Raw genomic sequence first — 15,727 nt, forward strand, 5'->3', positions numbered from 1 at the left:
CCCTACTCACCGGCCACGCCTCACGCGCCGCGACATGATCATTCGAGCTGAGCAGCTAGCGGATATTGAGTCGATTTACCAGGTTAATGCGATCGCCTTTGGTCGCGAGCATGAGGCCAAGCTGGTCGATCGCCTACGGGGGTTACCCCACATGCTGTCGCTAGTGGCGGTGGTGGTGGATGCGATCGTGGGCCACGTCTTTTTCAGCCCAGTCACCCTTGAGGACGCTGATACAGGGAATTCAATGGCTTTAGGCCTGGGGCCAGTGGCTGTGCTGCCAGACCACCAGCACCAGAGCATTTGGACACAGCTAATTCGTCAGGGGATAGAGCAGTGCCGTCAGCAGGGCAGCGGGGCGATGGTTGTGCTGGGCGATTCGCAGTTTTATGCCCAATTTGGCTTTATTCCTGCTGAAGAGCGGGCGCTACGGTGTGAGTACACAGTGCCCGAGGGTGCGTTTCGGGTGCTGGAGTTGAAGCCGGGGGCTTTGCAGAACTGCTGGGGGCTGGTGCGGTATCGCCCAGAGTTTGCCGACTGCGAGTGACCAAATTTGCCCACCACGCCGATTCTGCAAAGGGCAGGCTGAAAGAACCCCACTGAATGCGGTGAAGGCTCACCTGCTGCAAAGTCTCAAGCGGTCCGCTGCTAAAGCCGCCTACCAACGCTGGGCTATCAGAAGATGCTGCAATTCGTGAATTGCTACTGATGCGATCGCGTCAACTCCCCTAACGCGCTACTCTCACACCCATCCAGCCATCTACTCCCTTTCCCCGCTCCAAAAGACAACTTAGGGCTAAGATCGGTAGGCAACTTCCCCCCTGCCAGCATGACAGCCTTTTCTACCGCCCCTTTTAGCCCCGCAGAAATTGCCTCTGAAGGTATCAAGCCCGAGGAGTACGACGACATTGTGCAGCGCTTGGGCCGCCACCCCAACCGCGCTGAGCTGGGCATGTTTGGGGTGATGTGGTCAGAGCACTGTTGCTATAAAAACTCGCGCCCCCTGCTCAAGCAGTTCCCCACCGAAGGACCACGGGTGCTGGTGGGGCCAGGGGAAAACGCAGGCGTCATCGATGCCGGCGATGGGCTACGGGTGGCCTTCAAAATTGAGTCCCACAACCATCCTTCTGCCGTAGAGCCGTTTCAGGGAGCTGCCACCGGGGTCGGCGGTATTCTACGCGATATTTTTACCATGGGCGCGAGGCCAATCGCCGTGCTCAACTCTTTGCGGTTTGGGGAGCTGGCCGACAGCCGCACCCGCCGCCTGTGCCAGGGGGTGGTGTCGGGCATTGCCCACTACGGCAACTGCTTTGGGGTACCCACCGTGGGCGGTGAGGTGTATTTTGACGCTGCCTACAACGGCAACCCGCTGGTGAATGCCATGGCGATCGGCATCATGGAAACCGACGACATCGTCAAATCTGGGGCGGCGGGCCTGGGTAACCCAGTGGTGTACGTGGGCTCGACCACCGGGCGCGATGGCATGGGCGGGGCCAGTTTCGCCAGCGCAGAATTGACTGACGAGTCTGAGCAAGACCGCCCCGCCGTGCAGGTGGGCGACCCTTTTCTCGAAAAGTCCTTGGTGGAGGCCTGTTTAGAGGCATTTAAGACAGGGGCGATCGTCGCTGCTCAAGACATGGGGGCGGCGGGCCTCACCTGCTCCACTGCCGAGATGGCAGCCAAGGGGGGCGTCGGCATCGAGCTAGATCTTGACCTCATCCCTGTGCGGGAAACCGGCATGGTGCCCTATGAGTATCTGCTGTCGGAATCCCAAGAGCGGATGCTGTTTGTGGTGGCCAAGGGCCGCGAAGCTGAGGTGATCGAGATCTTCGAGCGCTGGGGGCTGCACGCCGTGGTGGCCGGAACAGTGATTGCAGATCCAATTGTGCGGATTCTGTTCCAGGGTGATGTTGCTGCCGAAATTCCTGCCCTGGCTTTGTCGGAAAATACGCCGATCTACCACCGTGAGCTGTTGGCCGAACCGCCAGACTACGCCCAAAAAGCTTGGGCCTGGAGTGAAGATAGCCTGCCAGACTCAGAGCAGGCTGGCATCGCGCTCTCCGGTTCAGAGAATACCTCCTGGACTGAGGTACTTCACAAGCTGCTGGGCCAGCCGACAATCGCCTCTAAAAACTGGGTCTACCGCCAGTATGACCACCAGGTGCAAAACAACACTGTGCAGCGCCCCGGTCAGGGCGACGCCGCCGTCATTCGCCTGCGCCCTCAGGAAGCAGTTCCTGGGTATCGACCGGGCGGCACCACCCGAGGGCTGGCGGCTACGGTAGACTGCAACGCCCGCTACGTCTACCTCAACCCCTACGAAGGCGCTAAAGCCGCCGTAGCCGAAGCCGCCCGCAACCTCAGCTGTGTCGGGGCTTTGCCCTTGGCGGTGACCGACAACCTCAACTTTGGCAGCCCCGAAAAGCCCATTGGCTACTGGCAATTGGCCAACGCCTGCCGGGGGCTGGCCGACGCCTGTCGCGAGTTTGAGACCCCAGTCACCGGGGGCAATGTCTCGCTCTACAACGAAACGGTGGATAGCCAGGGCACCCCTCAGCCTATTTACCCCACCCCTGTGGTTGGCATGGTCGGGCTGATTGACGATTTGAGCCGCACCTGCGGTCAGGGCTGGCAGCAAGAGGGGGACTTGATCTACCTACTAGGTGTGCCGGTGGAGCAGACCGGGACCGCGATCGCCGATGGCAAGCCCCTAGTCACTTTGGGCGGCTCGGAGTACCTGGCAGCAATCCACGGTCAGGCGACTGGACAACCCCCGGCGATCGATATGGCGCTTGAGAAGCGAGTGCAGGCCGTTTGTCGTCACGGTATTGGTCAGGGTTGGGTGCGATCGGCCCATGATAGCGCCGAGGGCGGGCTGGCTGTGGCTTTGGCAGAATCGTGCATCAGCGGCCAGCTTGGGGCTCTGGTGCAGCTTTCTCTGGAGGCCGGTCAACCTAACCAGCGGTGGGATCGGCTGCTGTTTGGGGAAGGGGGCGCAAGAATTGTCGTCTCGGTGAGCCGCGAGCATCAGTCCGCCTGGGAGGCTTATCTGAATCAACACCTGGCGAGCGAGTGGCAATGGCTGGGCACTGTACAGGGCGACACCTTGACCCTTGCCACTCAGGATGGTCAAACCTTGATTGCTGACGCGGTTGAATCTCTAGCTTCCACCTGGCACACCGCGATCGAGCAGCGTTTAGCTGGGGAGAGCTAGGGCAGGCTTGGAACTTTCCTTATCATCTACATGACAACCCGATAATCCTTTCTACATCGGGTTTAGGGCGCCGCCTGCGGAGAATACGGCAGGTGTTATGATCGGGCGTATGTTAAGGAACTATTAAATAGGTTAGGGGAGTTCGGTAGTTTCTAATACCACTTCGAAATTCCTGACCCTATGATGAAGCTGGGCTCGCATTGAGGGCAAAATGCGGCAGCCGAATGTGTTGAGAAGTCTTGCTCCTTTGCCAATTGCGTTCTTAAGCCACCCTGCACCACCAATGACGTTCCCTTCTAAATCTTTCCTAGACGAGTCCTACGATTCCCCTCAGGATCATGTTGCGGATACTCGTTCCGAGTCGCTGCTCGAACGTCCCGATAAGCCCGAAGAGGCCTGTGGCATCTTCGGGCTTTATGCTCCCGACGAAGAGGTAGCTCGGCTAGCCTACTTTGGTCTATTTGCCCTACAACACCGAGGCCAAGAGTCGGCGGGCATTGCCACCTTCAACGCATCGGGTAGCAACTGCTACAAGCACATGGGCTTGGTGTCCCAGGTGTTTGATGACCAAATTCTCAAAGATCTCACTGGCCACATTGCCGTCGGTCACACCCGCTACTCCACCACTGGCTCCAGTCATGTGTGCAATGCCCAGCCCGCTGTAGTGCCCACCCGCCTGGGGGATCTGGCCCTGGCCCACAACGGCAATTTGGTCAACGCGGCTGATCTGCGTGAAGAACTGTTAGACCGCCACCATGACTTGGTGACTACCACCGATTCAGAAATGATCGCCTTTGCCTTAGCCGAGGCCGTCAACGACGGGGCCGACTGGGTCCACGCCGCTGAGCAGGCCTTTAACCGTTGTTATGGGGCCTTTAGCCTAGTAATCGGTACACCTAATGGAATTTTGGGTGCCCGCGACCAGCAGGGTATTCGGCCCCTGGTGCTGGGGGTATTGGGTAATGACATTCCTGAAGTGGGGCAACCGGCTCACTATGTGCTGGCTTCGGAAACCTGTGCCCTTGACATCATTGGAGCAACCTACGTCCGCGATATTGAGCCAGGTGAGCTGGTGTGGATTACCCCCGAGGGAATTATTTCTCGCCAGTGGGCAGAGGCGACCCAACGCAAGCTCTGCGTGTTTGAGATGATTTACTTTTCTCGACCTGATAGCATTGTCAACGGCGAAAGCCTCTACAGCTACCGCCGCCGCTTGGGCCATCAGCTAGCCAAGGAAGCCCCCGCCGATGTCGATTTGATTATGGCAGTACCCGACTCTGGGGTGCCAGCGGCGATCGGCTTTTCGCAGCAGTCCCAAATTCCCTACGCGGAGGGGCTGATCAAGAATCGCTACGTGGGGCGCACCTTTATTCAGCCCACCCAGTCGATGCGAGAGGTGGGCATTCGCATGAAGCTGAACCCCCTTAAGGATGTGCTGGAGGGCAAGCGAATTTTGATCGTGGATGACTCGATTGTGCGAGGTACTACCAGCCGTAAGATTGTGCAGGCATTGCGCGATGCAGGGGCGACCGAGGTGCACATGCGGATTTCGTCGCCACCGGTCACCCACCCCTGTTTTTATGGCATTGACACCGACAACCAAGATCAGCTGATCGCGGCTACGAAGTCTCTAGAAGAAATTGCCGACCAAATTAATGTCGATTCCCTGGCCTATCTGAGCTGGGAGGGCATGCTGGCCGCGACGAACCAGGAGCCAGGCAGCTTCTGCTCCGCCTGCTTTACGGGCAACTATCCAGTAGAAATTCCTGAACCCTTTAAGCGGGCCAAGCTCAAGTTTGAGGCCAAAGAGCCGGTGGCGACTTAGGGGTTGCCCTAGCTGACGCAGGCCAAGGTTATCCGCCAGTCTTGGCCCTGCTGTTGCACTTTCAAAGAACGGCATTTGGCCAAAAATTTTGGCAGACCCTTGGGCTCGCCGATGCGTTTTAGCACGGCGCTCATGGGTTCTTGATAAATGTGGGCAAAGTAGGTCGCCAGCACTGAGAGCTGAATTTGGCTATCTGTCTGACCCGAGGATAGACGCCATAGAAGGGTAATCAGTGCCTGCTCTAGGCTATGAGCATCGGTGATAGGCGGTGGTGCTAGTGCTACCGTCCCCGCTGCTCCCTCAGCCTTCTCGGGCGAGGCGGCGATCGCGACTGCGGGCTCTAGAGGTGAAGTTTTTTCTTTGGCCGGTGTTGCTAGGGTCACGACGATGTGCTGACCATCTGGCGATCGCGACAGCTCGAAGCCGTCGTGGTCTTCAAGGAAATGTCTCAGGGTTCTATAGCCAGAATTGGCTTTGAGCGCTTCACTGGCTGAGATGTGGTTCCGATCGCGAAACAGATGACCCAATCGACCAAGGGTAATTGGCTCCCCTGGCTTGGCCTGCTGCTCCTGCATGATCAAAACCTTGAGCCACCATTTCATTTGGCCAAGGGAAGGCACTTCAACTACATCGGAGGGCACCACAGCCTGGCGCTCTACTGACACAGCGTTTGGTGTTGGAGGTTGAGGTTGATCGATGGACTGGCTCTCCTGAGAAAGGTGAAACACTTGAGCCGTCTGCTGGGCAACATTGAAAATCGAAAACCGGTTGTGGCGGCGACTGACGCGGTAGGGCGTCACTCCGAGATGCAGCAGCGTATGGCCCAAATGCAGCATGTCTGAGTCGGTGGAGCAAATAAATACCTCACGAATTGACGGGTTCCAGAGGGAAATCAATGAGGCGTCTAGGGACATTTTGATGTCGGCGCTATTTTTGCCTGAAGGCACATGCACCATTTGGTATCCCCGCTGGTAGAGCACCTGGTCTCGCCGACCCAGCTTGCGCCAGTTGCCGAAGGCCAGACGGTGCCGGATGGGGTACTGACCTACGGTTTGCAGAAACGCCTCCAACGCCTCGGGCGGATTCATGTTTTCGGCATCCACCAGCAAAAGCCCGACCCAGGAAAGGTTGGGGGGCCCGTCCTGGGTTTGCTGCCTTGGGGGTGGCTCAGGGCTAGGAGCGCTGGCGGCGGCTGCGATCGCTAACTGCTGCACCCGCTGCAAAATCTGATCGTAGGGTTTAGATCCCTGGAAGGCTGGTATAAACAGCTTGGCTAAAATACGCTCGACGGTCAGTGCTGGCAGGGCAGGTTGTTGCTCAAGCATTGCCGTCAGCCTATTGATCTGCGACTCCGCAGAGGTCGCCTGCAACCAAGTGCTACCGGCCTCCGTGAGCAGATCAACCCGCTGCTGCTGCGTTTTCAGCAGTACGGTATGCAGAAAGCGAGCAATCTTCTCCCAGTGCTCTGGGGTAGGCGGCTCAGGGGAGCGAGTCATACCAAGGGCCTAGACGGTTAATGGCTTAGTCTACACGATGAAAAATTCAGCTTTTCTCGAAGCATAGCAACGGCAGTTTCTCCGGTTTAGGTTACCCCTATTGCGATCGCTACACCCCGCCGCTGGCCTAGGCAAGGTAAACTTCAGCATGTCTCAGCAGTTTGCTGTAGTAAACGATCGCTATACCGGCGCAATGGAGCGTTGACACCATGGGCAAGGGCAGAGTAGAAGCCTTCAGCGACGGCGTGCTCGCTATCATCATCACAATTATGGTGCTAGAGCTGAAGATACCCCATGAGGCTGAGCTTACGGCGCTGCAGCCGCTGATTCCGGTGTTTTTGAGCTACGTACTGAGCTTTGTCTATATCGGTATCTACTGGAACAACCACCATCACCTACTGCAGGCGGTGCGCCAGGTGAATGGCAATGTGCTGTGGGCTAACCTGCACCTGCTGTTTTGGCTGTCGCTAATTCCCTTCGTTACTGGGTGGACGGGGGAGAACCACTTTGCAGCACTGCCAGTGGCGTTTTATGGTGGGGTGCTAATGGCGGCAGCGATCGCCTACTACATCCTCTGTCGAACGCTGATTGCTTATGAAGGCCGAGATTCGGCCCTGGCGACTGCGGTAGGGCGCGACTGGAAGGGCAAGATTTCGGTCGTAATTTATGCGATCGCCATCCCTCTCGCCTTCTTGAATTCCTGGCTATCTCTAGGGCTGTACGTCTTCGTCGCCGTGATGTGGCTCATCCCTGATCGCCGCATTGAACGCGCCCTAACGTCCTAAGCAAATGTTCTCGCTTTTGCAGATGTCATTTGGAATGTTGCCATCGTGCCGGGAAAAAACTTGATCTAAAGCATGGAACCAAACCCCTTCACATCCTCATCGGTTACCGGTTCATCGTCTGCTTCGACCAAATTGCCCTACAAACTATAGCCTACGCCATACTTAGGTCGTCAGGAGCGATCGCTAGGGCTTTAAGCCCAGCCAGTGTTTGAGCACTCGCCAGCGATGGGCGGAGGTGGGCAGCCGCAGCCAGTAGGCCCAGCGGCGCGACCAGCCACCCAAACGTCCGGTGATGCATAGTCCAAACCCGCAGACCACAGCCTCCCCCTGACCCAGGGTAAGCATGTCGCCCAGATGGTTGTAGCGAAAGGGTTTAAGAGAACGATTGGCGATTAGCGCCAGTACATTAGAGGCGACCGCAGGCCCAGCCTGGTAGGCGGCCTGGGCTGTAGTGGGGGCTCGATTCCGAAATGGATACTCATGCTGAATCGGTTCCCGTTTCTGAGATGCCGTAGGCTTTACGCTCTGCGAACTGTGCCCAGGAGCAGGCATGGCAGCCATGTCCCCCAGCACAAAAACATTGTTGTAGTCGGGCAACTGTAGGGTAGGCAGCACCTGGCACTGGCCAAACGCGGTTGGCTTGAGGTCATCCCCTAGCCAAGCATGAGGCACTGTGCCGACCGTCCACAGGGTAATGTTGGCCTGGCAGTGGCGGGTTTTGCCCTCGTGGCCAAAGGTCAACCCGCTGGCGTCTACCGCCTCGATCGCAGCATTTAGATAGACCTCTACCCCCCGTTTCGCCAAAGCTCGCGCCGCCGCCCGCTGGATGCGTTGCGGATAGGATCGCAAAATTTCGCCCCGGCGATCGACCAAGGCGACCTGACCCCGGCTACCGAGGCGATCGCTTAGCTTGCAGGCCAGCTCTACGCCGCTGGGGCCAGCTCCGGCCACCACCACCCGGACATGGGGCGATTGTTCGAGGGCGTTTAACCGCCGCTCTAGCTGTTCGGCATCCTTCAGGGTGTTAAAGGGCAGGCTATGGATCTGGCTGCCGGGGGTAGCGGGGGGCCGCATTTGGCTACCTAGCGCCACCACCAGGTAATCGTAGGTGAGGGGTGCTCCGTGGCGTAGGATGACGCGTTGCTGAGCTAGGTCAATGTGCTCGGCCCAGTTCTGGCGCAGGTCGATGGCGGTGTGCTGGAGCAACTCTCGGTAGGCGGGGGCGATTTCCCAAGGGGCGAGTTCCTGGGTGAGCAGTTCGTAGAGCAGGGGGGTAAAGTTGAAGTGATCGCGCGGCTCGACTAGGGTGATGTGAATGGGGCGAGGCGATCGCCGCGATCGCTGGTGCAGAGATAGGGCGCAATACAGCCCCCCAAATCCGCCCCCCAAAATGCAAACTTTTACTGCCCCAGCTTGGCCAGGGGCAGATGATCCAGGAGCAGCGGGGTCATCTGAGGCAGCAGTAAATGGCTTTGATGGCATAGCAAGTGAACCGGGGGGCTGTGCCAAGGGTGCCCAGCTTACTGCACAATAGCGCTAGGTTGCCCTTGCTGCTCTCACCCCCTATCCCTACTCTATGTCTGAGTTTCGCCAGGGCTGTACTTCACCCGCTATCGACCTCTGGCTACTCTCTACCGACTTTGAGACGACTACCCAGCAGGTCCTCAAAGCCTGTTTGTCGCCTGCGGAACAAGCCCAGCTGCAGCGCATTCGCCGGCCCGCCGTCCAGGGTAAGTTTCTGGCCAGTCGAGGCTGCCTGCGCCACCTGCTAAGCCGCTACACCGGTCAAGCTCCCGCCGCGCTCACCTTTGTCTACGGGCCCAAGGGCAAGCCAGAACTCAGCCCCGCTACTAGTAGCGCTGGCGCGATGCCAAAATTCAACCTATCCCACAGTGGGCAGCGGCTGCTGGTGGCCATCAGCACCGCCGCTGACGTCAGGGCGATCGGTGTGGATATCGAAGCCCTGCGTCCGGTGACATGTCTGCCGGGTCTGTGTCGTCGCTATCTCACAGCCGCTGAGGCTGAAACCGTGCTGGCTCTGCCGCATCCCCAGGCCGACCATCATTTTTTGCGCTACTGGACGGGTAAAGAAGCCTGCCTGAAATCCTTAGGCATTGGCATAGCCGATTCTATGCAGGCCCTAGAGTTGCGCCTAGAGGTTCCACTGACCTCAGGGCCGACATCGGTGAAAGTGGCGACGGCACCGGGGTTAGACCATCCAGGACAGCTCTATCAGTGGTACCAGCCAGGCTATATGGGCGCGATCGCCGTGCAGGCTGCTCTGCTAGAGCCGGAGCGGCTGCGCTTTTGGCAGACGACCCCTGCCGCCCTGTTAGCCGACTGCTCACCCACTGGCCCTCAGCTCAGTCGGTGAGCCCAACTACTGCCGAGGCGTTCGCCAAAATCTCTAGCTATTGCCTAGGTCGGGAATTCCCAGAGGCGAGAGGGTATCGTCCTGGTTCCAAGAGATATCCGGCATGCTGGTTGAAGCTTCTCTCAGGGCAACCTCCCAATGCTTGCGCATTTTGATCAAATAGGGATCTCCCGCTTGAAACTGAGCTCGGTGGCGGATCTCAAAGCTGTTGGTCTGGTACATGGCCATATGAATCGGTGGCCCCACCGACAGGTTCGATCGCATTGTCGAGTCAATTGACAGCAGCGCGCACTTGGCCACTGCATCGAGGGGCACGTCAAACCCCAGGGTGCGATCGAGGATGGGCTTGCCGTACTTGGTTTCGCCAATCTGCAAAAACGGTGTCTCAGGGGTGGCCTTAATGCAGTTGCCTTGGCTGTAGATTAAAAACAGCTCTGGCGCTTCGCCCTGTACCTGACCGCCCAGCAGAAAGCTGCACTTAAAGTCAATCTTGTCTTGAGCTAGCCAGGCGCGATCGGTCTCTTGCAGGGCACGAATTTGATCCCCCAAGTAGCGGGCCACGTCGTAGAGACTGTGCAGGTTGTGCAGGTTGTGCTCGCGATCGCGCTTAATATCTTGACCCAGCTGATGCACCACCGCCTGGGTAATCGACAGGTTGCCCGAGGTGCACAGCAAAAGGACGCGATCGCCCGGCTTAGAGAAATCAAACAGCTTGCGGTACGACGAAATGTAGTCAACCCCAGCATTGGTTCTGGAGTCGGCGGCCAGCACCAACCCCTCCTTCACCAAAATGCCTAAACAGTACGTCATTGGTTCCCAACGGTACGCCATGGCCGACCCACGGTTCATGGAGCAGGCTACCGCAACCCATAGACCGCAAAAAAGCGCCGGTTAATCCAGCGCCCTAAGAATACACCTAATTCCCATAGCCCGACCTGCTGCCCCTCTAGCCGGTGCAACAGCCCCAACCCGCGATCTTACGATCCCGTTTGTTTGCTAGAGGTCTGAATGTACAGAATTAGCAGAAAAACCGTCGGTACCAGAACAAAGAGAATGCTGGCTACAAAACCAAGCTTATTGACTTCCATCAGTGCTTGCCTCTACTACTCTCAACCCAACAACGTCGCATCGAGCTTCCAGCGCTAGCCGTCTCTACCCTTGTCAAACCTGCTTTAGCTCAACTCACCAAAGACTTGCTGCGCTTAAAAACCCGACAACTTCAGAATATCACTCTACTTGTGAGAATGCAGCGAGGCGCCAAAGCCCCTGAGCCGATGCCAGACGATCAAAGCTAGGCGCTCTTGGCTTTAGCCTGAGCCAGGGCCTTGCGATCGGGCTTTGTGGCCACCGAAACCGGCCCATTCACCATGGCCTGGCAAGCCAATCGACAGCTCGCAGGCCACTTCTTTAGTTTGCGCTCTTCTACCTGAGTGCGGGGTGAAAGGTTCTCGCCACCCGCCACTACATCGACAACGCAGGTGCCGCACTGGCCGTAGCCACCGCAGTTCATCAGCTTGCCGCTAAAGGTATAGATATCAATGCGGTTTTCTAAGGCCTTAAAACGCAGGTTGGCCCCGTCGGCAACGACAATCTCAGTGCCTTCGTTAACAAACTTAACATTAGCCATCAAGGGAATCTCCTTAGCGTTCTGCGTCGTTAGCAGCGGTAAATCAAGCCTTTGGCCGCTAGACCGAGGTGTTCTTAGGCCACAACCCTGAGCGATCGCCCCCAGCCAAGGCTCAAGCTGGTTGCGAGGGAATTTGGGACTGGTTACACTTCGTTAAGTAATTTCATTGTTACATCTCATCTGTACCAAATGGTTCCGCATCCAACAATGACATCGCCCCCTCAGGCAATGGCGGGATGACGGGGCAATTGGAGCAGTACTGAGAGCCTGATTCTGATAGGCTAATCAGTACTGGCATGCTTAAGACAATTCCCAAAACAACATTGTTTTACCTAGAGGAGGAGCGTAGTCAATGGGACTACCCTGGTACCGGGTACACACGGTCGTCGTTAACGATCCCGGGCGACTGATTGCTGTACACCTAATGCATACGGCCCTGGTAGCTGGCTGGGCCGGCTCGATGGCTCTCTTTGAACTGTCCACCTTTGACCCCAGTGACCCCGTGCTCAACCCCATGTGGCGGCAGGGCATGTTTGTCCTACCCTTCATGTCTCGTCTGGGCGTAACCCAGTCGTGGGGCGGCTGGAGTGTGACCGGCGCATCTGCCGTCAACCCTGGCTTCTGGTCCTTTGAAGGTGTGGCTGCGGCTCACATCGTCCTGTCAGGCCTGCTATTTTTGGCTGCCTGCTGGCACTGGGTCTATTGGGATCTAGATCTGTTCCGCGATCCTCGCACCGGGGAACCGGCGCTGGATCTGCCCAAAATGTTTGGTATTCACCTGTTCCTGTCGGGGCTTCTCTGCTTTGGCTTTGGGGCCTTCCACCTGACCGGTCTCTGGGGACCTGGTATGTGGGTATCTGACCCCTACGGTCTCACCGGTCACGTGCAGGGAGTTGCTCCCGAATGGGGTTCCGCAGGCTTTAACCCCTTTAACCCTGGTGGTATTGTGGCTCACCACATCGCCGCCGGAATTGTGGGCATTATCGCTGGCCTGTTCCACCTCACGGTGCGCCCGCCCCAGCGCCTCTACAAGGCTCTGCGTATGGGTAACATCGAAACGGTGCTATCCAGCAGTATTGCAGCGGTGTTCTTTGCCGCCTTTGTGGTGGCAGGCACCATGTGGTACGGCAGTGCTGCTACTCCCATCGAACTGTTTGGCCCCACCCGCTACCAGTGGGATGGCGACTACTTCAAGCAGGAAATTCAGCGACGGGTTCAGGCCGACGTCAACGCCGGGTCATCCCTGGATGAGGCCTACGCCAGTATTCCTGAGAAACTGGCCTTCTACGACTACGTCGGCAACAGCCCTGCTAAGGGTGGTTTGTTCCGGGTTGGCCCCATGGTCCAGGGCGATGGTATCGCTGAGGGTTGGCTGGGTCACCCTGTCTTCAAAGACAAGGAAGGCCGTGAGCTGTTTGTCCGCCGCCTGCCTAACTTCTTTGAGACCTTCCCCGTGGTGTTGGTCGACAAAGATGGCGTCGTTCGGGCTGACATTCCCTTCCGTCGCGCTGAATCTAAGTACAGCTTCGAGCAGACTGGTGTCACCGCTACCTTCTATGGTGGTGAGCTAGGTGGTCAAACGATCACTGAGCCAGCCCTAGTGAAGCGCTACGCCCGCAAGGCGCAGCTGGGTGAACCCTTCGAGTTCGATCGCGAAACCCTCGGCTCTGACGGGGTATTCCGCACCAGCACTCGCGGTTGGTTTACCTACGGTCACGCTGTGTTTGCGCTGCTGTTCTTCTTTGGTCACATCTGGCACGGGTCTCGTACTCTGTTCCGCGATGTGTTTGCGGGTGTAGACCCCGACCTGTCTCCCGAGCAGGTGGAATGGGGCTTCTTCGCGAAGGTGGGAGATACCTCCACTCGTAAAGAAGAAACGGTTTAGTTTCCCGTGAGCTAAGGTGCCCGGCGGTTGATTTTAGAACGTCATCCGTCGGGCACGTTATATCTAATCCTTGTAAACTAAAGATAACCCGGTTGAGATAGGAGCCTTTTTCACTATGGAAGCTGTCGCTTACATCTTCATTTTTGCCTGCATCATTGGTACCCTGTTTTTTGCGATCGCCTTTCGCGAACCCCCTCGCATTTCCAAGGACTAACCCCAGCCACTTAGTCACTTAGCTCGACAATGGTTTGAGGTTTACGCAAATCTGACAGGACTTTCGACTCATTTCGATTGTTTTCTCACAATTTAATTAATATAGAGGCAAGCCTTTCCGTTCATGGGAAGGTTTGCCTTTATTTTTTCCAGGTTGCAATGACCCCAAGGCATTCTGACCTGGTCCTTTTTCTCCCATTGGGAGTGTGTCTATGCATTGCCCGTTCTGTCAGCATCTGAACAATCGAGTCTTAGAGTCGCGATCGGCGGAGGCGGGGCGCAGTATTCGCAGGCGCCGGGAATGCTTGCGATGCGAGCGTCGATTTACTACCTACGAGCGCATTGAGTATGTACCCGTTACGGTGATTAAGCGCAGCGCCGATCGAGAGCTGTTTGAACGTTCCAAGGTGCTGCGGGGTATAGTGCGGGCCTGCGAAAAAACTCCCGTGTCGTCCCTAGCAATGGAGGCGATCGTCGATGACATTGAAGCTGAACTTCAGCAGCGGGCCAGCCGAGAGGTGACCAGCGCTGAGATTGGCGAAATGGTGCTGACCAAGCTCCAGGCCATGAATGAGGTAGCCTTTGTGCGGTTTGCCTCGGTCTATCGTCAGTTTCAAGGCATTCGCGATTTTGCAGAAACCCTAAGCCAGCTTCAGGGTGATCGAGGCGATCGCTCTGGGGGCGGTACGGAAAACGGTCAGTCCTCAACCTACGTGATTTCTGCCTAATCTTTGTAAGCAGTAGTCCCAGTGAATTTGACCTTGAACTCAAACCAATCCTGTCGGTGTAGATAACAACACCGCTTATTCAGCTATAATTTTAATCCTGTGGGTTTATCGGGCTGTCTATGTCGGCACGCTGTTGCGTGGGGGCTGACTGTCACATATCTGAGTTGATTGTTTTGTACGTCTACACGGAAACCGCAGTATTACGGAGAAATAATAGGACAACACTAGCATGCTCAATCAGGACGTAAAGGACGCTGACATCGGGTTTACACACGAAGACTTTGCCGCACTTTTAGATAAGTACGACTATCACTTCAACCCAGGCGATACGGTTTCTGGTACCGTGTTTAGCCTTGAGCCCAGGGGCGCCCTGATTGATATCGGTGCTAAAACCGCCGCTTATCTCCCTATTCAGGAGATGTCGATCAACCGGGTTGATCACCCTGAAGAGGTGTTGCGCTCTAATGAAACCCGCGAGTTCTTTATTCTTACCGACGAAAACGAAGACGGTCAGCTGACCCTTTCCATTCGTCGTATTGAGTATATGCGCGCCTGGGAGCGGGTACGCCAGCTCCAGCAGGAAGACGCCACCGTCCGTTCCGGTGTGTTTGCTACCAACCGAGGTGGTGCTCTGGTGCGCATTGAGGGGTTACGCGGCTTTATCCCCGGTTCTCACATCAGCACCCGCAAGCCTAAGGAAGATCTGGTGGGTGAAGACCTACCCCTCAAGTTCTTGGAAGTCGACGAGGAGCGCAACCGGCTTGTGCTCAGTCATCGTCGTGCTCTGGTTGAGCGCAAGATGAACGGTCTTCAGGTGGGTGAAGTAGTGCTGGGTGCAGTGCGCGGCCTCAAACCCTACGGTGCCTTTATTGATATCGGTGGCGTTAGCGGTTTGCTGCACATCTCTGAGATTTCCCACGACCACATCGACACGCCGCACAGCGTGCTCAACGTCAACGACGAAATCAAGGTCATGATCATCGACCTCGATGCTGAGCGAGGCCGAATCTCTCTCTCGACTAAGCAACTAGAGCCCGAGCCGGGTGACATGGTCAAGAATCCTGACCTGGTCTACGACAAGGCTGAGGAAATGGCTGCTAAGTACCGCGAAGCCATGCGTCGTCAGGCTGCTGAGCAAGCTGGCGAGATAATTGACGAACCTGAAGAACAGTATGAAGAAGAGGAAGTGGCCGTGGCCGTAGACTAAACCCCTCGTCTAGTCTAAGCTCTCTCCAAATGCTTCCAGCGCCCGCTCGATGACACTATCAGGCGGGCGCCATCTATATTTGCCCAGATCAACGCGACCCCGGTGGTCAAACTCAATGCCTTCGTCCTCCAGCATGGCCCGCTGAATGCAGTCGCTGCCGTGGCGCAGAGGCGACTCAGAGACTTCTCCCTTAGCGTTGATTACCCGTTGCCAGGGTACGTCGTCGGTGGTCATATCAACCCGGTAAAGGGCGTAACCTACCAGACGAGGTTTGCCAACCAGCCCTGCCAGCTCAGCCACCTGCCCATAGGTGGCGACCTGGCCCCGAGGAATTTGGCGGACTACGGCGTAGATGCGTTCGTAGGTCAGCATAGCC

Annotated in this window: 15 protein-coding genes; 9 read left to right on the top strand and 6 right to left on the bottom strand. The window is 56.9% G+C overall.

The features are described from left to right. Positions 1 to 34: 34 nt before the first annotated feature. The 3 genes from H6F75_RS03460 (at position 35) to purF (ending at position 5,036) form a co-directional block, all read left to right on the top strand. Positions 35 to 544, top strand: a complete 510-nt coding sequence (locus tag H6F75_RS03460) for an N-acetyltransferase (protein ID WP_190749263.1) — start codon at positions 35 to 37, stop codon at positions 542 to 544. A 282-nt stretch (positions 545 to 826) separates the two neighbouring features. Beyond that, positions 827 to 3,211 (top strand): phosphoribosylformylglycinamidine synthase subunit PurL, encoded by a 2,385-nt coding sequence (gene purL / locus H6F75_RS03465; protein WP_190749265.1) that lies wholly within the window; start codon positions 827 to 829, stop codon positions 3,209 to 3,211. A 283-nt stretch (positions 3,212 to 3,494) separates the two neighbouring features. Next, positions 3,495 to 5,036 (top strand): amidophosphoribosyltransferase, encoded by a 1,542-nt coding sequence (purF, locus tag H6F75_RS03470; RefSeq protein WP_190749267.1) that lies wholly within the window; start codon positions 3,495 to 3,497, stop codon positions 5,034 to 5,036. Positions 5,037 to 5,044: 8 nt separating this feature from the next. On the opposite strand, the gene H6F75_RS03475 is transcribed toward purF, so the two are convergent. Beyond that, a complete protein-coding gene (locus H6F75_RS03475) occupies positions 5,045 to 6,532 on the bottom strand; it encodes an NYN domain-containing protein (protein ID WP_190749269.1) in 1,488 nt (495 codons plus the stop codon). A gap of 209 nt (positions 6,533 to 6,741) precedes the next feature. On the opposite strand from H6F75_RS03475, the gene H6F75_RS03480 reads away from it, so the two are divergent. After that, positions 6,742 to 7,317: a TMEM175 family protein gene (locus tag H6F75_RS03480; protein WP_190749271.1), complete on the top strand. Its 576-nt coding sequence runs from the start codon at positions 6,742 to 6,744 to the stop codon at positions 7,315 to 7,317. A 183-nt stretch (positions 7,318 to 7,500) separates the two neighbouring features. On the opposite strand, the gene H6F75_RS03485 is transcribed toward H6F75_RS03480, so the two are convergent. Next, positions 7,501 to 8,799 (bottom strand): NAD(P)/FAD-dependent oxidoreductase, encoded by a 1,299-nt coding sequence (locus H6F75_RS03485; RefSeq protein ID WP_190749273.1) that lies wholly within the window; start codon positions 8,797 to 8,799, stop codon positions 7,501 to 7,503. 94 nt (positions 8,800 to 8,893) lie between these two features. On the opposite strand from H6F75_RS03485, the gene H6F75_RS03490 reads away from it, so the two are divergent. Continuing rightward, on the top strand, positions 8,894 to 9,691 hold the full coding sequence (locus H6F75_RS03490) for a 4'-phosphopantetheinyl transferase superfamily protein (protein WP_190749275.1): 798 nt from the start codon (positions 8,894 to 8,896) through the stop codon (positions 9,689 to 9,691). A gap of 33 nt (positions 9,692 to 9,724) precedes the next feature. On the opposite strand, the gene H6F75_RS03495 is transcribed toward H6F75_RS03490, so the two are convergent. From H6F75_RS03495 to H6F75_RS03505, 3 genes are all read right to left on the bottom strand, one after another. After that, positions 9,725 to 10,501 (bottom strand): proteasome-type protease, encoded by a 777-nt coding sequence (locus H6F75_RS03495; RefSeq protein ID WP_190749277.1) that lies wholly within the window; start codon positions 10,499 to 10,501, stop codon positions 9,725 to 9,727. A 167-nt stretch (positions 10,502 to 10,668) separates the two neighbouring features. Next, the gene (gene psbM, locus H6F75_RS03500) at positions 10,669 to 10,779 is read right to left on the bottom strand and encodes a photosystem II reaction center protein PsbM (RefSeq protein WP_017300174.1); all 111 of its coding nucleotides are present in this window, start codon (positions 10,777 to 10,779) and stop codon (positions 10,669 to 10,671) included. A 203-nt stretch (positions 10,780 to 10,982) separates the two neighbouring features. Then, positions 10,983 to 11,318, bottom strand: coding sequence for a 2Fe-2S iron-sulfur cluster-binding protein (locus tag H6F75_RS03505; protein WP_190749279.1), 336 nt, complete (start codon positions 11,316 to 11,318; stop codon positions 10,983 to 10,985). Between the two features lie 352 nt (positions 11,319 to 11,670). On the opposite strand from H6F75_RS03505, the gene psbB reads away from it, so the two are divergent. The 4 genes from psbB (at position 11,671) to H6F75_RS03525 (ending at position 15,351) form a co-directional block, all read left to right on the top strand. Continuing rightward, positions 11,671 to 13,203 carry a photosystem II chlorophyll-binding protein CP47 gene (psbB, locus tag H6F75_RS03510; RefSeq protein WP_073607451.1) on the top strand — a complete coding sequence of 511 codons (1,533 nt, stop codon included), beginning with the start codon at positions 11,671 to 11,673 and terminating at the stop codon, positions 13,201 to 13,203. Positions 13,204 to 13,318: 115 nt separating this feature from the next. Beyond that, positions 13,319 to 13,417: a photosystem II reaction center protein T gene (locus H6F75_RS03515; RefSeq protein WP_073607450.1), complete on the top strand. Its 99-nt coding sequence runs from the start codon at positions 13,319 to 13,321 to the stop codon at positions 13,415 to 13,417. A gap of 211 nt (positions 13,418 to 13,628) precedes the next feature. After that, entirely contained in the window at positions 13,629 to 14,144 is a 516-nt protein-coding gene (gene nrdR, locus H6F75_RS03520; protein WP_190749281.1) for a transcriptional regulator NrdR, read from the top strand. 229 nt (positions 14,145 to 14,373) lie between these two features. Further along, on the top strand, positions 14,374 to 15,351 hold the full coding sequence (locus H6F75_RS03525; protein ID WP_073607448.1) for a 30S ribosomal protein S1: 978 nt from the start codon (positions 14,374 to 14,376) through the stop codon (positions 15,349 to 15,351). A gap of 9 nt (positions 15,352 to 15,360) precedes the next feature. Here H6F75_RS03525 and H6F75_RS03530 read toward each other — a convergent pair whose 3' ends face one another. Then, entirely contained in the window at positions 15,361 to 15,723 is a 363-nt protein-coding gene (locus H6F75_RS03530) for an MGMT family protein (protein WP_190749283.1), read from the bottom strand. Between the last annotated feature and the right edge of the window lie 4 nt (positions 15,724 to 15,727).

It is taken from the genome of Nodosilinea sp. FACHB-131, from assembly GCF_014695395.1.
GTDB lineage: Bacteria > Cyanobacteriota > Cyanobacteriia > Phormidesmidales > Phormidesmidaceae > Nodosilinea.

Bases quoted from the DNA above. Each gene is read 5' to 3' on its own strand.
- H6F75_RS03530 (WP_190749283.1), bottom strand. From the start codon at position 15,723: ATGCTGACCTACGAACGCATCTACGCCGTAGTCCGCCAAATTCCTCGG.
- H6F75_RS03505 (WP_190749279.1), bottom strand. From the start codon at position 11,318: ATGGCTAATGTTAAGTTTGTTAACGAAGGCACTGAGATTGTCGTTGCC.
- H6F75_RS03485 (WP_190749273.1), bottom strand. From the start codon at position 8,799: ATGCCATCAAAGCCATTTACTGCTGCCTCAGATGACCCCGCTGCTCCT.
- H6F75_RS03460 (WP_190749263.1), top strand. From the start codon at position 35: ATGATCATTCGAGCTGAGCAGCTAGCGGATATTGAGTCGATTTACCAG.
- nrdR (WP_190749281.1), top strand. From the start codon at position 13,629: ATGCATTGCCCGTTCTGTCAGCATCTGAACAATCGAGTCTTAGAGTCG.
- H6F75_RS03525 (WP_073607448.1), top strand. From the start codon at position 14,374: ATGCTCAATCAGGACGTAAAGGACGCTGACATCGGGTTTACACACGAA.
- psbM (WP_017300174.1), bottom strand. From the start codon at position 10,779: ATGGAAGTCAATAAGCTTGGTTTTGTAGCCAGCATTCTCTTTGTTCTG.
- H6F75_RS03475 (WP_190749269.1), bottom strand. From the start codon at position 6,532: ATGACTCGCTCCCCTGAGCCGCCTACCCCAGAGCACTGGGAGAAGATT.
- purF (WP_190749267.1), top strand. From the start codon at position 3,495: ATGACGTTCCCTTCTAAATCTTTCCTAGACGAGTCCTACGATTCCCCT.
- H6F75_RS03495 (WP_190749277.1), bottom strand. From the start codon at position 10,501: ATGACGTACTGTTTAGGCATTTTGGTGAAGGAGGGGTTGGTGCTGGCC.
- H6F75_RS03515 (WP_073607450.1), top strand. From the start codon at position 13,319: ATGGAAGCTGTCGCTTACATCTTCATTTTTGCCTGCATCATTGGTACC.
- purL (WP_190749265.1), top strand. From the start codon at position 827: ATGACAGCCTTTTCTACCGCCCCTTTTAGCCCCGCAGAAATTGCCTCT.
- H6F75_RS03490 (WP_190749275.1), top strand. From the start codon at position 8,894: ATGTCTGAGTTTCGCCAGGGCTGTACTTCACCCGCTATCGACCTCTGG.
- psbB (WP_073607451.1), top strand. From the start codon at position 11,671: ATGGGACTACCCTGGTACCGGGTACACACGGTCGTCGTTAACGATCCC.
- H6F75_RS03480 (WP_190749271.1), top strand. From the start codon at position 6,742: ATGGGCAAGGGCAGAGTAGAAGCCTTCAGCGACGGCGTGCTCGCTATC.